This window comes from Micromonospora chersina (assembly GCF_900091475.1).
In the GTDB taxonomy this organism is placed as follows: Bacteria; Actinomycetota; Actinomycetes; order Mycobacteriales; family Micromonosporaceae; genus Micromonospora; species Micromonospora chersina.
Map to the genome: position 1 here is coordinate 2,280,818 of NZ_FMIB01000002.1, position 18,133 is coordinate 2,298,950.

Here is an 18,133-nt window from a genome sequence, read left to right on the forward strand (position 1 = left end):
CGCGGGGGCCGTCGGCGCATGGTCCCGGCCGCAGCGGGAATCGGAGTGCCGCCAGCAGGACCGACGGAGGCAGGAGCCGAGCCATGACGGACCTCTCGCCCACGGGATCGCCGCCGCAGGCGGGCGACGGCGGCTTCGCCGTCGTGGAGATGTTCACCTCGCAGGGCTGCGAGAGCTGCCCGCCCGCCGAGGAGGTGCTGACCGAGATCGAGCGGGACGCCCGGAAGCGGGGCGAGCCGGTGTTCGCCCTCGGCTTCCACGTCGACTACTGGGACCACCTGGGCTGGCCCGACCCGTACGCCGCCGCCGCGTACACGGCGCGGCAGGAGGCGTACGCGCGGGCCTTCGGCACCGGGCACCTCTACACGCCGCAGATGGTCGTCAACGGGACCGCCGAGTTCGTCGGCTCCGACCGGCGGCGGGCGGCCGACGCCATCTCCTCCGCGCTGTCGGCGCCGGCCGTCACGCCGCTCGCCCTGTCGGTGGGTGACGCGGGCGGTGGGCACGTGACGGTGAACTACCGGGCGCAACATCCGCCGGCGCGGGGCATGTTGCACGTGGCCGTCGTGGAACGCGGCCTGGAGAACGACGTCCCCCGGGGCGAGAACGCGGGGCGCCGGCTGCGGCAGGACAACGTGGTGCGGGCCTTCACCTCGGTGGGCCTCGACGCCATCGACGCCGACGAGGGGCGGGTGGACCTCACGGTGCCGCCCGACCTGGATCCCCGGCAGGCGTCGGTGGTCGGCTACGTGCAGGAGGAGGGCGAACGGGCCGTGGTGGGCGCCGCGGCCGTCGACCTGTCCGGCTGAGACCCCGTCACGGCCCGAACGTGAAGACGTACGCGCGGAAGCCGGGCTGGTCGGTGACCAGGGTGAGCAGGTGGTCGTCGCGGGACGCGCCGGCGACCAGCCGGATCATGGCGGCCCGGTCGACAGGCGCCACCGAGTCCGGGCCCACCGCGGCGCCCCGCTCCGCGCCGATCGGCTCCCCGTCGAGCAGCACCCGGAGCGCGGCCTGCCCGGCGGGTCCCGGATGGACCACCAGGTTCACCTCGCCGGCGTTGAAGGGCAGCGCCAGCTCGCCGATGCCGGAGTTCAGCTCCACGTACTCGCCGCCGCTGACCCAGTCGCCGGCCACGCTGAAGGAGCCCGGCACCCCCCGGTCGGCGCCGAGGTAGGTCTCCGGCGTGATGCCGACGTAGCTGGGCTCCCCCGTGGTGGCGAACGCCGACACCTCGGGGCTGACCGGCGGCAGCCGGGTGCCCGGCGCCCGCATCTCCAGCAGCCGCCGGATCTCCGACTCGACCCGCTCGTAGTCGCCCTCCCCGACCCACCGCTCCACGAACCGCCCGTCCGCGTCGAAGAGGTACTTCGCCGGCCAGGCGTCGTTGCCGAGGGCCCGCCAGAAGGTGAAGTCGTTGTCGAGCGCGATGGGATAGGTGAGCCCGTGGTCACGGATCGCCCGGTCGATGTTCTCGGCGTGCCGGCCGAACTCGAACTCGGGCGCGTGCACCCCGACGACGGTGAGGCCGAGGTCGGCGTAGTCCCGGTGCCACGCCTTGACGTAGGGCGCGGTGCGGATCCAGTTGACGCAGGTGTACTCCCAGATGTCCACCAGGACCACCCTGCCGTGCAGGGCGTCGGGGGTCAGCGGGGGCGAGTTCACCCACCGCTGGACGTCGATCGGGGGGATCTGCCGCGCCATGCCAAGGAGGCTAGCCGCGCGCCGGGGCGGGGCGAGGCGGAACGGCGACTTCACGCCGCCGGGGCCGTGCCGCGTGCCTCGGGCCGGACGGGGTACTCCGCTGCGCCGGTCGACCGGAGGGCGGCCGGGTCGTCCCGCGCGCTCACCGAGGAGCAGGTCTGATGAGCAACGTCCCGTCGCGGCGCCTCACGCCGAACGTCGCCCTGCTCCTGCTCGCCTCGATCATCGTGTCCTTCGTCGCCGCCTCCACCGCGCCCAGCCCCCTCTACGGGATCTACCAGGCGCGCTGGCACTTCTCGCCGATCACCACCACCGTGGTGTTCGCCGTCTACTCCGCCGCGGTGCTGGCCACCCTGCTCACGGTCGGCAAGCTCTCCGACCATGTCGGCCGGCGGCCGGTCCTGCTCGCCGCCATCGCGGTCCAGATGATCTCGCTGGTCATCTTCGTCCTCGCCGGTGGCGTGCCCACGCTGCTGGCCGCCCGCGTCGTGCAGGGCGTCGCGGCGGGCGCCGCCACGGGCGCGGCGGCCGCCGCCATGCTCGACATCGACAGGTCCCGCGGCACGCTCGCCAACTCGATCTCCCCGGGCATCGGCACCGGGGTCGGCGCCCTGCTCTCCGCGCTGCTCGTCCAGTACCTGCCCGCGCCGACGCGGTTGGTGTACCTCGTCCTGCTCGTCGTCCTGCTGGTGCAGGGTGTCGGGGTCGTGCTCATGGCGGAGACTGTCACGCCGATGGCGGGGGCGCTGCGGAGCCTGCGGCCCGAGATCCGGCTGCCCCGCGCCGTACGCGGCCCGATGCTCGTGGTCGCCCCGGTCGTCTTCGCCGTCTGGGCCCTGGCCGGGTTCTTCGGCGCGCTCGGCCCGGCGCTCGTCCGCGCCCTCATGAACTCCTCGATCGTGGCCGGGGGCCTGAGCATCTTCATCTTCGCCGTCTTCGGGTCCGCCGCCATCCTCGTGCTGCGCGACCGGCCCGCGCGGACCGTCATGCTCACCGGCATCACCGCGCTCGTGATCGGCATGATCATCACGCTGGTGTCGGTCTCTGCCGACTCCATCGCCGGCTTCTTCGTCGGCCTCGCGTTCGGCGGCGTCGGCTTCGGCGGCGGCTTCCAGGGGAGCCTCAAGACCGTCACGCCACTGGTCGAGGCGCACGAGCGGGCCAGCGTGCTCTCCCTGCTCTACATCGTCTCCTACGTCGGCTTCGGCCTGCCCACCGTCATCGCGGGCTTCCTCGTGGTGCACGGCGGCGGCCTCCGCCGGACCGCCGAGGAGTACGCCGTCGCCGTCATCGTGCTCGCCGCGGTCGCGCTGCTCGGGCTGCGGGGGACGGCGCGGCCTACCCGGGCGAGCCCGCGATAGCGTCCAGATGATGCACAACCCGCCCGGACCAGCCGCCCTGACCACGGCCGAACGCGCCATCGACGCCCGCTTCCGCGCGGTCCTCGCCCGGCTGCCCCGGCACGGGCCGGCCGGCTGGCTGACCGAGTTCGCGGTGTTCGGGCTGAAACAGGCGTGGGCGTGCGTCTTCGGCGGGGCGATGCTGGCGGTCATCTTCGCGGCGCATCTCTGGTATCCGACGGGTTCGGCGTTCGCCCGCAACGACGTCCTGACGCTCGCCGCGGTCGCCATCCAGATCGCCATGGTGGCCGGGCGCCTGGAGACCCTGCGCGAACTGCGGGTGGTGGTGCTGTTCCACCTCGTCGGCACGGCCATGGAGTTGTTCAAGACACAGGTCGGCTCCTGGTCCTACGCCTCCGACGGCCTGCTGAGGATCGGTGCGGTGCCGCTGTTCAGCGGCTTCATGTACGCCGCGGTGGGCTCCTACCTGGTCCGGGTGAACCGGCTGTTCGACCTGCGTTTCACCCGCTACCCGAGGCGCTGGCTGACGGCCGTGCTGGCCGCCGCGATCTACGCCAACTTCTTCACCAACCACTACGTGTACGACATGCGGTGGCTGCTCATCGCCGCCGTGGGGCTCGTGTTCGGGCGCTGCGTCATGCAGTTCCGCATCTTCCGGCTCCGGTGGCGCATGCCGCTGCTGCTGGCCTTCCTCCTCGTCGCCTTCTTCATCTGGCTCGCCGAGAACATCGCCACCTGGTCGAACGCCTGGCTCTACCCCAGCCAGCTGGGCGGCTGGCACCTGGTCTCGCCGGCGAAGCTCGCCTCCTGGTTCCTCCTCATGATCATCTCGGTGGTGCTGGTCACCTGGATCTCGCCGCCCCAGCCGCCCGACGACGAACAGCCGCCCACCCTGCGTCCGGACGCCGCTACCCGGCGGCGACGGACACCGGTGCGCTGAGCCGGCCCTCGTTCGCGCTGCGGTCCAGGCCGGCGACGCAGTAGGTGAGCGGCCCGCCGGCCGGGGCGGCGCGGTCCACCCAGTCGCCACCACGGGTGGTGCCGACGAGCCGGGCCGCGTCGCCATCCACCCGGTAGACGGCGAAGCTCACGGCGTCGTCGCCGCGCCAGGTGACCGTCACCCCGCCGGTGTCCCTACGCGCCCCGGTGATCGCGGGCGCCGGTGGCGGGGCCGCCGGGAGCTGCGCCATCGTGGGCGGCAGCGCGGGCGCGGCGTAGTGCGCGTCGCTGTACCGGCTGACCGCACCGAGCTTGTCGGCGCGCACCTGCCGGGCGCTGAAGTGGACGCTCCCGCTGACCCCGTGGCGCCGGTTGAGGGCGAGCTGGCGGTCCAGCTCGGCCGGGTCGCGCCAGGCTCCGCGCTCCCCCACCCGGTAGTCGGCCTGGCCGATGTAGAGCTGCACCCGGGTGCCGCGCACCGTGGCCGCCCACCAGGGCAGCAGCTTGGCGTAGTCGGCCTTCCCGAATCCGATGTGCCAGTAGAGCTGCGGCACGACGTAGTCCAGCCACTGCTGCCGTACCCAGAGCCGGGTGTCGGCGTAGATGTCGTCGTAGCTCTGCAGGCCCGCGCTGGCCGAGCCGGCGGGATCGGTGCGCTTGTTGCGCCAGATGCCGAACGGGCTGATGCCGAACTTCACCCACGGCTTGATCGCCTTGATCCGCTCGCTCATCTCGCGGACCAGGGTGTTCACGTTGTCCCGGCGCCAGGCGTGCTTGTCGGTGAACCCCCGGCCGTGGCGGGCGAACGCGGCGCCGTCCGGGAAGTCCTGTCCGGCCTCCGGGTACGGGTAGAAGAAGTCGTCGAAGTGGACGCCGTCGACGTCGTACCGCTGGACCGCCTCCAGCATGGCGTCCTCGACGAACCGGCGTGCCTCCGGGATGCCGGGGTTGAAGTAGAGGCGGCTGCCGGGGCGGTCGGCGCTGGGATAGGTCACCAACCAGTCGGGATGTTGCCGCAGCGGGTGGTTCGGCGCGAGCTGGTCGACGCGCGGTCCCGGCCCGCCCACGGTGGCCGGTTGGCCGCCCCGGTACGGGTTGAACCAGGCGTGGAACTCCAGGTTGCGGGCGTGCGCCTCGGCGACCATGAACTCCATCGGGTCCCAGCCCGGGTCACGGCCGTCGCGGCTGCCGGTCAGCCACTCCGACCAGGGCGCGTAGTTCGACGGCCAGAGGGCGTCGCCGCTCGGCCGGACGTGCACGAAGACCGCGTTGTGGCGGCGCCGCACCGCCAGGTCCAGCCAGCCCCGGAACTCGGCCTTCGCCGCCTCGGCCGGCAGCCCGCGGCGGCTCGGCCAGTCGATGTTGTTCACCGTCGTGATCCACATGCCGCGCAACTCGCGGGTCGCCCGGGCCGGCCGGCCGGCGCAGTCCGTGCCACCGGCCGCCGCGTCGGCGGCCGGGGCGGTGCCGCCCGAGGACGGCGTACCGCCGTCGATGACGACCCGGTCCCGCAGCGACCAGGCGCCGAGCGCGGCGGCCATCGCGAGCGCGACGACCACCGCGACGAGCGCCCGGGTGCGGCGGCGGGGAACGGGCGGGGCGGACGCGTGGGCGGGGGGCATCGCCCCAGTCTGCCAGCGCCCCCCGCCGCGTGACCCGGCCGGAACCGCTTCGCCACGGTCAGCCCACACCGGACGGCGGCGTGGGCCGGTCCCGTGTCGGACCGGCCCACGCTGCTCGGAGCCGCGGTGGCGTCAGCCCTGGATGAGCGAGGCCCCGTAGTAGGTCAGGGACCCGATCTGCGCGTCACCGACCGGTCGCAGGAGCGGGGCGTACCAGACGGTGCTGGACCCGTTGGGGCTCACGCCGGGGCAGACCGCCGTGCCGGTCACCCCGGCGGAGACGGTGCCGCGGGCGTCGACCCGCCCGTCCGAACGGTACGAGTACACCGGCCCGCCGCTGTCGCCCGGCGCGGCCGCGCAGCTCCCGGCGACGATGTGGTTGGCCTGCGTCACCGGTCCGATCACGTAGCCGACGTTGACGAACTGGTTCACGACGCTGACCCGCAGGCTGCAGTGCTCACCGCTGGAGGACCCGCCGGTGCAGACGTAGTTGCCGACGTAGTCCGAGGCGGCGCCGCCCACCCCGATGCTGGTGGCGGAGTTGTAGGCCCCGGTGTAGATCCGGCCGCCGGCCGAGACCCGGATCATCAGGGTGTCCCGCGGGTTGTTGTCGTTGATGATCGGGCCCATGGTGTTGGTGGGGCCGCCGCCGTCGTAGGCGACCTGGCCGTTCGCCCCGCAGTGCCCGGCGCTGAGGATCTGGCGGGCGTCGTTCCAGTACACCCCGAAGCCGGTGGTGCACCCGCCGCCGGCGTAGTAGCGCGCCCCACCCCAGTACGGGGCGAAGTCGTTCTGGCGGTCGAGCAGCGTCGGGCTCGACGCGGTGCTCACGTCGAGCGGCAGCCGCGCGGTGCCCAGGACGTCCCGCTTGCCCGACGCCAGGGCCTTGCCGGTGACGGTCACCGCGAGCCCGCTGCCGTCGACCTTGGCGGCCACCGAGACGGCCCGGGGGTCGGCGGCGAGCCGCTGCGCCTCGGCGACCATCTCGCGCTGGTGGAAGCGGGCCGGCTTGAACGTCACCGGCACGGAGAGCTGCCGGGCCAGGTCGCGCATCGACCCGGGGACCCGCCCCTTCCAGTAGACGGTGAGCCTGCGGGCCTCCGGCGCGGCGACCACGCCGGCGAAGCCCGCGCCGCGGGCGGCCGTGATCTCGCCGGCGGCCGCGTTGAGCCGGTCCTGGACCGAGAACAGCTCGCGCCAGCTGGCGAACCCGCCCGGCACGGCCTCGGCCGGCTGGGTCGACGGCGTGACGGGTTTTTCGTCGGCCACCGCCGGGGTGCCGACCGCGCCGGTGGCGACGATCGCGGCGGCCAACGCGAAAAGGGTACGGCGCATGACCGTGCCCCCGCGTCCGCCCGGTGTCATTCGACTCATGGGGATGTACCTCCTGAGAGTGAGAGCCGCCGGGGCGACAGTTTCCCCGGTCGAATTCGAATTCTGCGGCGGTGAATTTCGTTCACCAGGCTCCTGCTGCCAAACGGACTCAGCCATTTACCGAACGGGTGCCGCTGTGCGACCATTGCCGGTTCGACCCGGTCCTGACCAGGCAATACGCTTTACAGTGAACGCTTTCCGCGATTCCGTTCCACTGTCGGGAAATTGCAGACGATCGAACGTCCTTTCGCATTTCCCGGCGTGCCGCCTCGCAGTTTCCGCGACCTCGCCACAAAGAAGACCTGCCACGCCTTCCCGACTGCCGCGATTGCCGGCCGCGCCGTGTCGTATGGCCGACATCCGGGTCGGTCCGGAGCGGCGGCCGGTCGTGCCGCGGAGACCGCCGGGGCCGCCGACGGCCCGCGGCAGGCCCGCGCCCCCCGACACCGCCCGCCGCGGAAATCAGGAACGCAGGTAGCCTCTTTATCCATGGGCGGGGCCGAACCGCCGGCCGAGATCAGCTCGACGGGGGCCGGGTACACGCGACAGGAGTGGCCGTCGCTGCTGTCCCGGCGGTTCACCGCGGCCACCATCACCGAGCTGCGGCACGCCGTCGCCGCCCGCGTCGAGGCGGCGGGGCTGACCGGCGAACCGGCCGAGGGCTTCGTCCTGGCCATCCACGAACTCGCCACCAACGCGGTACGCCACGGCGGCGGCGCGGGCCACCTGCACCTCCGGCGACAGGGCGACGCACTGCGCTGCGACGTCGTCGACCACGGCCCGGGCGCCGACCCGCCGTCGATCCAGCGGGCCGGCGGGACCGAGGCCGGCGGCCGGGGCCTCTGGCTGGCGGACCACCTGGCCGACTCACTCGTCCTGCGCCGCCGTCCCGACGGCCTGACCGCCACGGTCACCATCGCGCTGCCCTGACGGCGCGCTCCCCCACCGTCAGCCGCGGTCAGCCCGCCGGCCCGGCCTCCCCCGGCTCAGGGCTCCCGGCGCGAAAGTGCGCGCTCAATCGGTCGGCAGAAGCGGACGCATGAAGGTTCGCTCGTACCGCAGGACGCAACCCGACTCGTCACGGATGCGGTCGGCCGCCGGTCAGGCGGGGCGCAGGTGGGTGTGCCGGCTCTTGCGCCCCGTCTCGTACGCGGCCCGGGCGGCCCGCCCCTCGGCGGTGCCGGCGACCTCGGCGACCGGTACGTCCCACCACGCGCCCGCGTCCGGGCCGGCCTGGAACCGGTCGGTCCGCACGTGCACCACGGTGGTCCGGGTGGCCGCCGTCGCCGTCGCCAGCGCCGCCCGTAGCTGTGCCATGGTCGACACCCGGATCAGGTCGGCGCCGAGGCTGGCCGCGTTGGCGCCGAGGTCCACGGGCAGGGGCGCCCCGGCCCGGTCGGTGTAGGCGGTGCCGAGCCGGTGCGCGCCGACGCTCTCCGACAGCCGGCCGATGGAGGCGAAGCCGGAGTTGTCGACAAGCACCACGACCAGCTTGACGCCCTCGGCGACAGCGGTGGCCAGTTCGCTCGGCAGCATCAGGTAGGACCCGTCGCCGACCAGCACGAACACCTCGCGCTCGGGCGCGGCCAGCTTCACCCCGATCCCGCCGGCGATCTCGTAGCCCATGCAGGAGTAGCCGTACTCCACGTGGTAGCTCTTGGGGTCGCGGCTGCGCCACAGCCGGTGCAGGTCACCCGGCATGGACCCGGCGGCGCACACCACCACGCCCTGGGCGCCGGCGGCGTCGTTGACCGCGCCGATCACCGCGGTCTGGGTGGGGGGCGCGTCCGGGTCGGCGTGCCGGGCGGCGTCCGCGACGGCCGTCCACCTCTCGCGCAGCCGGGCCACCGACTCCCGGTACGCGGTTCCGGTGGCCCAGCCGGCGCAGGCCGCGTCGAGGGCGGCGAGGCTCTCCCGCGCGTCGCCGACGACCTGCGTGCCGGACAGTTTCGCCGCGTCGAAGCCTGTGACGTTGAGGTTCACGAAGCGCGCCCCGTCGCCGAAGAGGGTGCCGGAGGCGGTGGTGAAGTCGCTGTAGCGGGTGCCCACCCCGATCACCACGTCCGCCCCGGCCGCGATCTCGTTGGCCGCGGTGGTGCCGGTGACGCCGACCGCGCCGAGCGCGAGCGGGTGGTCGTGCGGCAGCGCGCCGGTGCCGGCCTGGGATTCGGCCACCGGCACCCCGTGCTCCTCGGCGAACCGGCGCAGCGCCCCGGTGGCCCCGCTGTAGATCACCCCGCCGCCGGCCACCACGAGCGGCCGGCGGGCCGTCCGCACGATCGCGGCCGCCCGGGCCAACGCCGCCTCGTCGGCGCGGGGGCGCGGCACGTGCCAGACCCGTTCGGCGAACAGCTCGTCGGGCCAGTCGCACGCCTCGGCCTGCACGTCCTGCGGCAGCGCGAGGGTGACCGCGCCGGTCTCGGCCGGGTCGGTGAGCACCCGCATGGCGGCCAGCAGCGCGGCCGGCAGCTGTTCCGGGCGGTTGATCCGGTCCCAGTAGCGGGAGACCGGCCGCAGGGCGTCGGTGACGCTGACGTCGTAGGAGCGGGGGTCCTCCAGTTCCTGGAGCACCGGGTTGGCCACCCGGGTGGCGAAGATGTCGCCGGGCAGCAGCAGCACCGGCAGCCGGTTGATGGTGGCACCGGCGGCGCCGGTGACCAGGTTCGTCGCGCCGGGGCCGATCGAGGTGGTGCAGGCCAGGGTGCTGAGCCGGTCGGTCATGCGGGCGTACGCGGCCGCCGTGTGCACCATGCCCTGCTCGGTGCGGCAGAGGTGGTACGGCAGGTCGGCGCCGGCGCCCGCCAGGGCCTCGCCGAGCCCGGCGACGTTGCCGTGGCCGAAGATGCCGAAGCAGGCGGGGATGAGTCGTTGCCGCCGCCCGTCGCGTTCGGAGAACTGCCGGGACAGGAACGTCACCAGCGCCTGGGCCACCGTCAACCTGGGCATCACGCCTCTTTCCGTACGGGCCGGGTCAGCGGCAGCCGCGGGTCCACCGGCTGGCCGGCCCAGCTGCCCCGGATCCAGCCGTGCCGGGGGTCGTCCACACAGGCCATGGTCCGGGTGGCGCCGGGCCCGGCCAGCACGTTCAGGTAGTACAGGTCGTAGCCGGGGGCGGCCATCGACGGCCCGTGGTAGCCGTACGGGACGAGCACCACGTCGCCGGTGCGCACCTCGGCGAGCACGTCGATCGGCCGCTCAGCGGTGCCGTAGACCCGCTGGTAGCCGACCGGACCCGCGCCGGGCTCACCGCCGGCCACCTCGAAGTAGTAGACCTCCTCCAGCGCGGCCTCCACCCGCCCGTCGTCGTACGTGCGGGCCTGCTCGTGCTTGTGCGGCGGGTACGACGACCAGTTCCCGCCGGGCGTGACCACCTCCACGGCGACGAGCCGGTCGCAGTCGAAGGCGTCGGGTGCGCAGAAGTTGTTGACCTGCCGGCTGGCCGGCCCCGCGCCGCGCAGTTCCACCGGCACGTCCCGGGCCGCGCCGTAGCGGGGCGACAGCCGGCGGGTGGCCCGCGCAGACGGCAGCGCGAAGCGTCCCGCGCCGCGGATCGTCACGTCGGCGTCCCGGGGCAGGTAGGCGAAGTCGGTGACCGCGGCGAACACCGACTCGCGCCCGGCCAGCGCGAGCCGCAGCCCGTCGCAGTGGACGGTGGCGGCGCCGGCCAGCGGCAGGACCAGCATCTCCTCGTCGCCGGTGGCGAAGCTGACCTCACCGCCGTCGGGCAGGGTGAGCACCCGCAGGCCGGCGTAGGTCCAGCCGGCCCGCTCGGGCGTGACCTCCAGCGACCACGGCCCGCGGGCCGTGCCGCCCCAGGGCAGGAGGGCGTCGACGGTCCTCACGCGTCCTGCCCGGTGGGCAGCAGCGAGCCGGCCAGGTCGACGGCGGCGGCCACGTCGTCGTCGGGCGGGTAGAGCAGCGCCCGACCGACCACCAGGCCCCGCACGCCGGGCAGCCGCAGCGCCCGCGCCCACCGGGCGTAGACCACGTCGGGCGCCTCCACCGGGTCGCCACCGAGCAGCAGGACCGGCAGCGTGGTCGCGGCCATGACCTGCTCCATCTCGTCGACGGCCGGCAGCTTCAACCAGGTGTACGCGCTTGTCGCGCCGAGCGCCTGCCCGACGCTCACGCCGCGGATGACCGCCTCGGGGCGCAGGTCGGCGCTGACCCGGCGGCCGTCGCGGGCCACCCAGAGCGGCTCGACCAGAGCCACGGTGCGGTGCGCGGCGAGGGCGGTGACCGCCTGGGCGCAGGCCTGGAGGGTGGAGGCGGTGCCCGGGTCGTCCGGGTCGATCCGGCAGAGCATCTTGCCGCCGTCGTAGCGCATGGCGGCGATGCTGTCGGCGTCGTAGGCGGTGAACCGGTCGTCGAGTTCGAAGGTGGCGCCGGAGAGGCCGCCGCGGTTCATCGAGCCGATGGCCAGGCGGTTCTCCAGCGCGCCGAGCAGCAGCAGGTCCTCCAGGATGTCCGGGGTGCCGAGCACGCCGTCGACGCCGGGCCGGGACAGCGCCACCCGCAGCCGGTCGAGCAGGTCGGCCCGCCCGGCCATGGCCATCGGCCGGTCCCGCACCCCGAGGGCGCCGCGGGCCGGGTGGTCGGCGGCGATGACGAACAGCGGCCGGCCGGGTTCGGGCCAGGGCCGGCGGGTACGGCGGGCGGCGGCTTCGGCGATCGCCTGCGGCCGGTGCGCGCGGGTGCGGGTCAGCGCCTCGTACTCGGTGCTCACCGGTCTTCTCCTGTCAGGACGGCGGTCGACGGCGCCGGCCCCGGCGCGGCGTCCCCGGCCAGCGCCTCGGTCTCGGCGTAGTCGGGCATGGCGGCGGAGCAGGCCAGGCGGGAGGCCACGATCGCGCCGGCGGCGTTGGCGAAGCGCAGGGTCCGCTCCAGCGGCCAGCCGCGCAGCAGCCCGAGGCAGAGCGCGCCGCCGAACGCGTCGCCGGCGCCGAGCCCGTTGACCACGTCGACCGGCACGGGCGGCACCCGTACGCTCCGCTCGGCGGTGCGGGCGAGCACGCCCGCCGGCCCGAGCTTGACCACGGCGAGCCGGGGCCCGCGTTCGAGCAGCAGGTCGGCGGCCCGGTCCGGGTCGCGGGTGCCGACGGCGATCTCCACCTCGTCGAGGTTGCCGACGGCGACGGTGACCCGGGGCAGCGCCTCGGCGACGGCCGCGGTCGCGTCCGCCGGGTCGGGCCAGAACATCGGCCGGTAGTCCAGGTCCAGCACGGTGTGCGGGCGACCGGCCCGCGCGGCGAGCGCGGCCGTGTGCGCGTCGCGGCTGGGTTGCTGGCACAGGCCGGTGCCGGTGAGCCAGAAGACGCGGGCCGCGACGATCGCGTCGAGGTCCAGTTCGTCGGGGCGGATCTGGAGGTCCGGGGCGGTGGGGGTGCGGTAGAACCACAGCGGGAAGTGGTCCGGCGGGAAGATCTCGCAGAAGGTGATCGGAGTGAGCAGCCCGTCGACCGGGCGGACGTGGCTGTCGTCCACTCCGAACTCGCGCAGGGCGCGGTGCACGTAGTCGGCGAACGCGTCGGCGCCGGTGCGGGTGATAACGCCGGCGCGCAGTCCCTGGCGGCTGGCCGCGACCGCCACGTTCGTGGGGCTGCCGCCGAGGAACCTGCCGAACGTCTCGACCTCGGCCAGCGGCGTGGCGACCTGCAACGGATAGATGTCCACCCCGACCCGGCCGATGGTGAGCACATCGAGCATGGGGCGCCCTCCGTCCCGGCCGGCGTCGGCGTTCCGCCGGCTCGATCCCGTCCCTGATTGGTAACAGTGCTTCATGAGTTGTGTCAATGTGTTGTCATGACATCTACCCTCTGCGCTGGGTGATCGCTTCGGTACAGTGACGCCCGTCAGCACGCCCGATCCCCGCAGCCGCAGCGAGGAGGTTTCCGTGACCGGCCCCGAGATCGCGGTCGACCGCAGCAGCCCGGTCCCGCTCTACTTCCAGGTCGCGGAGCAGTTCGCCGCGGCGATCCAGCGTGGTGACCTGGCCCCGGGTGACCGCCTGGACAGCGAGTTGCAACTGGCCGACCGGCTCGGGTTGTCCCGGCCCACCGTGCGCCAGGCGATCCAGCACCTGGTCGACAAGGGACTGATCGTGCGCCGGCGCGGCGTGGGCACCCAGGTGGTCCGGGGTGAGGTGCGCCGCGCCGTCGAGCTGACCAGCCTGCACGACGACCTGGTCCGCGCCGGCCAGCGGCCGTCCACGTCGGTGCTGGAACTGGCGACGGTGGCCTGCCCGCCGGCGGTCGCCGAGGCGCTCGGCCTGCCGCCCGGCGGCGAGGTGCAGCACCTGCGCCGGCTGCGCTTCTCCGACGGGGAGCCCCTCGCGCTCATGGAGAACTGGCTCCCGGTCGACCTGCCACGGCTCACCATGGCGGCCCTCCAGTCCGACGGCCTCTACGCGATCCTGCGCGCCGGCGGGCGACGGATCCGCGGCGCCCACCAGCGGATCGGGGCGCGGGCCGCCACCGCCGCCGAGGCGCAGATGCTCGGCGAGCGGCGCGGCGCGCCGCTGCTCACCATGACCCGCACCGCGTACGACGACCAGGGCCGCTACGTCGAGCACGGCGCGCACATCTACCGGGCCAGCCGCTACTCCCTCGAGGTGACCGTCGCCGAGCGGTGACGGTGGATGTTTCGCGCTCATTTCAGTGACAGGTATTTACGTCGTCAAGCTGTCATGACATTGTGGCCGCAAGCACCGCCGGCGGCGGACGTGCGGCCGGTGGGGCGACCCCGCGAGTCTCTTCGAAGTCACTCCTTGCGAAGGGAAACAGCCCATGTCAGCCAAGCCGAGACGCGCGACGGGCGCGCTCGCCGCGCTCACCGCCGTCGCCCTCGCCGCCACGGCCTGCGGCGGCTCCGACGAGCCCGCCGGTAAGGACGCCAAGAACATCACCCTCACCATCTCCGCGAACTCCATCGTCGGCGGCAAGAACTCCGCCGGCGCCGAGTGGATCGAGAAGTGGGTCATCCCCAAGTTCGTCGAGGCGCAGAAGGCCAAGGGCGTCACCGCCAAGGTGACGTTCGTGCCCAGCGGCGTCGACGACGAGCAGTACAAGACCAAGCTGGCCCTGGACCTGCGCTCCAAGGGCGGCGCCGACGTGATCGCCGTGGACGGCATCTGGGTCGGCGAGTTCGTCCAGGCCGGTTACCTCAAGCCGCTGTCCGAGGTGGCCGGGAAGCAGGCCGACTCCTGGGAGGGCTGGTCCCAGATCCCGGAGACCGTGCAGGGCCTCGGCTCGTTCGAGGACAAGCGCTACGGCATCCCGCTCGGCACCGACGGCCGGGTCCTCTACTACAACAAGAAGCTCTTCGCCCAGGCCGGCCTGCCGGCCGACTGGCAGCCGAAGAGCTGGCAGGAGATCCTCGACGCCGGCGCCAAGCTCAAGGCGCTGCCCGGGGTGACTCCGATCCAGATCAACGCCGGCACCGCGATGGGCGAGGCCACCTCCATGCAGGGCGCGCTGCCGCTGCTGGTCGGCGCGGGCGGCGAGATCTACAAGGACGGCAAGTGGGCCGGCGCCACCCAGCCGGTCAAGGACATGCTCGACTTCTACACCAAGGTCTACGGCGGCGGCCTGGGCGACCCGAAGCTCCAGCAGGAGGCCAAGGGGCGCGACAAGTCGTTCGCGGAGTTCGCCGCCGGCAAGATCGGCATCCTGGCCGAGGGCGACTACTTCTGGCGCAGCGTCATCAACCCGAAGAGCGGCATCGCCAAGATGGCCGACCGGGACACCACGGTCGGGTACGCCATGATCCCCGCCAAGCAGCCCGGCGCGGGCATCCGCGGCCAGGACTTCGTCAGCATGTCCGGTGGCGGCGTCCGGGTGCTCAACCCCAACTCCAAGTTCCCCTCGCAGGCGTGGGAACTGCTGTCGTTCATGCACTCCGCCGAGGCGGTCAAGGCCGAACTCGCCGGTGAGGCGCGCATCACCGCCCGGCAGGACGTCAACAAGGAGGTCCTCGCGGGCGACCCGATGCTCAGCTTCGTCACCGAGAAGGTGCTGCCGCTGACCGCGTACCGGCCGCCGCTGGCGGTGTACCCGCAGGTGTCCGTGGCGCTCCAGGAGGCGACCGCCGCGGCCGCCTCGGGCAAGAGCGCCGACGAGGCGGCCGCCGCGTACCAGAAGAAGGTCGAAGGGTTCGTCGGTGGTCCAGGTAACGTCACCTCCTGACGAGGTGGTCGAGGGAGCGCGCCCGGTCACGGGCGCCTCCCCCGCCCCCGACGCCGCCGGCCTCGGCCGGGCCCGGGCCACCGGGTTCCTCGTCCCGGCCATGGTGCTCATCCTGGTCTTCCTCGTGGTCCCGGCCGCGTGGACGATCTACCTGGGCGTCACCAACTACCGGCTGACCGGCCTGGCCGCCGCCCACCCCGAGGTCGTCGGCCTGGACAACTACACCCAGGCCCTCGGCGACGAACGGTTCCGCACCTCGCTGCTGCTGACCCTCCAGTTCGTCCTCGGCTCGGCGGTCATCGGCCAGGCCGGGCTCGGGTTCGCCATCGCGTTCGCGCTGCGCGACCGGCGCGGCCCGCTGCGCCGGGTGGTCGAGGGGTTCGTCCTGCTCTCCTGGATCCTGCCCAGCTCGGTGGTCGCCTTCCTGTGGATCGCCCTGCTCGACCGGGACGCCGGCACGCTCAACGCGCTGCTCGGCATCCCCGGGACCGCCTGGCTGCTGGACCACCCGATGCTGTCGATCATCGTCTTCAACACCTGGCGCGGCACCGCGTTCTCGATGATGCTCTACGCGGCCGCGCTGGAGAACGTCCCCCGCTCCCACCTGGAGACCGCCCGGCTGGCCGGCGCCTCGACCTGGCAGCAACTGCGCGACGTGGTCTTCCCCCGCATCCGCGGGCACGTGCTGACCAACCTGCTGCTGATCAGCCTCTGGACGTTCAACGACTTCGCGCCGTTCCTGATCACCGCCGGCGGGCCCGAGCAGCGCTCGGAGATCCTGCCGGTCTACGTCTACAAGGTGGCGCTCTCCGGCGGCGAACTCGGCTTCGGCGCCGCCATCTCGTTCATCATGCTGCTGATCAACCTGGTCATCGCGCTGGTCTACCTGCGCATGCTGGGCCGGCGGAAGGAGGCGGCGTGACCACCGACACCGCACCCGCGCCCACCACCGGGTCCGCAGGGCCCACCGTCGCGGTACGGCACCTGCTCGCCCAGATCGGCCGCTACACGTTCCTCTGCCTCGTGCTGGGCTTCTTCGCGCTGCCGCTGCTGTGGCTGGCCACCGCCCCGTTCGACGACACCCCGACCGTCACGGCCTCGCTGCCGCGGTTCACCCTGGACAACTTCCGCGCCCTGCTCGACAACCCGTACGCGCTGAGCTCGTTGCTCAACTCGGTCTACCTGGCGGCCGGCACCGCGGCGCTGGTGGTGATCTTCGCGGCGCTCGCCGCGTACGCGCTGAGCCGGGTCCGGGTGCCCGGCCGCGACGCGCTGCTCTACGGGCTGCTGCTGCTGTCGTCGATCGTCACCGGCACCGCCACCATGGTGCCGCTGTTCGAGCTGGCCTTCCGGCTGAACCTGATCGACTCCCGGCTCGGCGTCATCCTGATCCTCAGCGGCGGCCTGCTGCCGGCGGCCATCTTCATCCTCAAGGACTTCATGGACTCTACCCCGACGTCCTACGAGGAGTCGGCGCGGGTCTTCGGCGCCAGCCCGTTGCAGATCATGCGGCACATCGTGGTGCCGCTGGTCCGGCCCGGCCTGGCCACCGTCGGGGTGTGGGCGGTGGCCAACGTCTGGGGCAACTTCCTGGTGCCGTTCCTGCTGCTGCGCGGGCCGGACAAGGCGCCCGCCGCCGTGATCATGTACACGCTCTACACCGAGGGCGGGCAGGCCGACCTGCGGCTGCTCTCCACCTTCTCGCTGCTCTACTCGCTGCCGGTGGCGCTCATGTTCGTCTTCGTCAGCAGCCGGTACGGGTTCCGCTTCCACGGAGGGATCAAGCGCTGATGTCCGCCATCACCATGCGCGAGCTGACCAAGGTCTACCCCGGCGGGGTACGCGCCCTGGACGCCCTCGACCTGGAGATCGCCGACGGGGAGTTCTTCGCCCTGCTCGGCCCGTCCGGCTGCGGCAAGACCACCCTGCTGCGCACCATCGCCGGGCTGGAGGTCGCCTCCGGTGGCAGCGTGCGGATCGGCGAGCGCGACGTCACCAACCTGCCGCCGGGCAAGCGGGACGTGGCAATGGTCTTCCAGGACTACGCCCTGTTCCCGCACATGACCGTGCGGGACAACATCGCCTACCCGCTGCGGATCAAGAAGGTCGACCGGCGCAGCCGCGGCAGCAAGGCCGCCGACACCGCCGAGGAACTCGGCCTCTCCGGGCTGCTGGAGCGTCGGCCCGGGCAGCTCTCCGGCGGTCAGCAGCAACGCGTCGCCCTGGCCCGGGCCATGGCCTGCCACCCGCAGGTGTTCCTGCTCGACGAGCCGCTGTCCAACCTGGACGCGCGGCTGCGGCTGGAGGCCCGGACCTTCCTCAAGCGCCTCCAGCGGGAACTCGGCGTCACCACCGTCTTCGTCACCCACGACCAGGCCGAGGCGCTCGCCCTGGCCGACCGGATCGCCGTCATGGAGGGCGGCCGGATCCGCCAGGTCGGGACCCCCACGGAGGTGTTCCGCCGCCCCGCCAACACCTTCGTGGCCGGCTTCATCGGCTCCACACCGATGAACCTCGTCGACGCGCGGGTGCACGGCGACGAACTGGCCGTGGGTTCGGCCCGGCTGCCGCTGCCCGACGACGCGCACGGCCAGGTCACCGACGGCGAGCGGCTGGTGTACGGCATCCGCCCCGAATACCTCGACTACTCGCCCACCACGGTCACGGGCGCGCTGACCGGCGAGGTCGTCGTCGTGGAGAACCTGGGCAGCGTCTCCCTCGTCTCGCTGGACGTACCGGCCGACGACACCGGCGCGGACGGCTCCGGCACGGAGCGGACCAGCGTGCAGGTCGTCGTGGCCGAGGGCGCCGAGCCCGAACCCGGCGACACCGGGTGGGTGGTGCCCCGCCCCGGCCGGGCGTTGCTCTACCGGGACGGGACCCTGGTGACCGCCGCCGCCACGGCCGAGGTGCCGGCCCCCCGCGCCGGCGCCGCCGTCCGGAGCTGACC

General features: G+C 73.3%; 16 protein-coding genes. 9 read left to right on the plus strand and 7 right to left on the minus strand.

What is annotated here, in order from left to right:
- Positions 1-83 precede the first annotated feature (83 nt).
- A complete protein-coding gene (locus GA0070603_RS10340) occupies positions 84-809 on the plus strand; it encodes a DUF1223 domain-containing protein (RefSeq protein ID WP_091310880.1) in 726 nt (241 codons plus the stop codon).
- A 7-nt stretch (positions 810-816) separates the two neighbouring features.
- On the opposite strand, the gene GA0070603_RS10345 is transcribed toward GA0070603_RS10340, so the two are convergent.
- Positions 817-1,704 carry a redoxin family protein gene (locus GA0070603_RS10345; protein WP_091310884.1) on the minus strand — a complete coding sequence of 296 codons (888 nt, stop codon included), beginning with the start codon at positions 1,702-1,704 and terminating at the stop codon, positions 817-819.
- Positions 1,705-1,865: 161 nt separating this feature from the next.
- On the opposite strand from GA0070603_RS10345, the gene GA0070603_RS10350 reads away from it, so the two are divergent.
- Complete coding sequence (locus tag GA0070603_RS10350) at positions 1,866-3,065, plus strand: MFS transporter (protein ID WP_091310888.1); 1,200 nt, start codon at positions 1,866-1,868, stop codon at positions 3,063-3,065.
- Positions 3,066-3,075: 10 nt separating this feature from the next.
- On the plus strand, positions 3,076-4,005 hold the full coding sequence (locus GA0070603_RS10355) for a DUF817 domain-containing protein (RefSeq protein ID WP_091321766.1): 930 nt from the start codon (positions 3,076-3,078) through the stop codon (positions 4,003-4,005).
- Here the strand turns inward: GA0070603_RS10355 and GA0070603_RS10360 are convergent.
- Together GA0070603_RS10360 and GA0070603_RS10365 are read right to left on the minus strand one after the other, a co-directional pair.
- A complete protein-coding gene (locus GA0070603_RS10360; protein WP_244282478.1) occupies positions 3,974-5,626 on the minus strand; it encodes a glycoside hydrolase family 10-like protein in 1,653 nt (550 codons plus the stop codon). The genes GA0070603_RS10355 and GA0070603_RS10360 overlap by 32 nt on opposite strands.
- Before the next feature lie 132 nt (positions 5,627-5,758).
- The gene (locus tag GA0070603_RS10365) at positions 5,759-6,940 is read right to left on the minus strand and encodes a S1 family peptidase (protein ID WP_139131850.1); all 1,182 of its coding nucleotides are present in this window, start codon (positions 6,938-6,940) and stop codon (positions 5,759-5,761) included.
- Between the two features lie 549 nt (positions 6,941-7,489).
- Here GA0070603_RS10365 and GA0070603_RS10370 point away from each other — a divergent pair.
- A complete protein-coding gene (locus GA0070603_RS10370; RefSeq protein WP_091310896.1) occupies positions 7,490-7,930 on the plus strand; it encodes an ATP-binding protein in 441 nt (146 codons plus the stop codon).
- 171 nt (positions 7,931-8,101) lie between these two features.
- Here GA0070603_RS10370 and iolD read toward each other — a convergent pair whose 3' ends face one another.
- From iolD to iolC, 4 genes are read right to left on the minus strand one after another with little or no spacing between them, the layout of a single operon-like run.
- Positions 8,102-9,946: a 3D-(3,5/4)-trihydroxycyclohexane-1,2-dione acylhydrolase (decyclizing) gene (iolD, locus tag GA0070603_RS10380; protein ID WP_091321768.1), complete on the minus strand. Its 1,845-nt coding sequence runs from the start codon at positions 9,944-9,946 to the stop codon at positions 8,102-8,104.
- Complete coding sequence (gene iolB / locus GA0070603_RS10385; RefSeq protein ID WP_091310900.1) at positions 9,946-10,842, minus strand: 5-deoxy-glucuronate isomerase; 897 nt, start codon at positions 10,840-10,842, stop codon at positions 9,946-9,948. The genes iolD and iolB overlap by 1 nt, the downstream gene beginning before the upstream one ends.
- A complete protein-coding gene (locus GA0070603_RS10390) occupies positions 10,839-11,726 on the minus strand; it encodes a Cgl0159 family (beta/alpha)8-fold protein (protein WP_091310905.1) in 888 nt (295 codons plus the stop codon). Before GA0070603_RS10390 ends, iolB begins: the two co-directional genes overlap by 4 nt.
- A complete protein-coding gene (gene iolC / locus GA0070603_RS10395) occupies positions 11,723-12,706 on the minus strand; it encodes a 5-dehydro-2-deoxygluconokinase (protein ID WP_091310910.1) in 984 nt (327 codons plus the stop codon). The genes GA0070603_RS10390 and iolC overlap by 4 nt, the downstream gene beginning before the upstream one ends.
- A gap of 187 nt (positions 12,707-12,893) precedes the next feature.
- On the opposite strand from iolC, the gene GA0070603_RS10400 reads away from it, so the two are divergent.
- The 5 genes from GA0070603_RS10400 to GA0070603_RS10420 all read left to right on the plus strand — a co-directional run bounded on the left by GA0070603_RS10400 (position 12,894) and on the right by GA0070603_RS10420 (position 18,131).
- A complete protein-coding gene (locus GA0070603_RS10400; RefSeq protein WP_091310914.1) occupies positions 12,894-13,631 on the plus strand; it encodes a GntR family transcriptional regulator in 738 nt (245 codons plus the stop codon).
- Between the two features lie 154 nt (positions 13,632-13,785).
- A complete protein-coding gene (locus tag GA0070603_RS10405; RefSeq protein WP_091310918.1) occupies positions 13,786-15,183 on the plus strand; it encodes an extracellular solute-binding protein in 1,398 nt (465 codons plus the stop codon).
- 4 nt (positions 15,184-15,187) lie between these two features.
- Entirely contained in the window at positions 15,188-16,105 is a 918-nt protein-coding gene (locus GA0070603_RS10410; protein ID WP_208862852.1) for a carbohydrate ABC transporter permease, read from the plus strand.
- Positions 16,102-16,974, plus strand: coding sequence for a carbohydrate ABC transporter permease (locus GA0070603_RS10415; RefSeq protein WP_208862853.1), 873 nt, complete (start codon positions 16,102-16,104; stop codon positions 16,972-16,974). The genes GA0070603_RS10410 and GA0070603_RS10415 overlap by 4 nt, the downstream gene beginning before the upstream one ends.
- Entirely contained in the window at positions 16,974-18,131 is a 1,158-nt protein-coding gene (locus GA0070603_RS10420) for an ABC transporter ATP-binding protein (protein WP_091310922.1), read from the plus strand. Before GA0070603_RS10415 ends, GA0070603_RS10420 begins: the two co-directional genes overlap by 1 nt.
- The last annotated feature ends 2 nt before the right edge of the window (positions 18,132-18,133 follow it).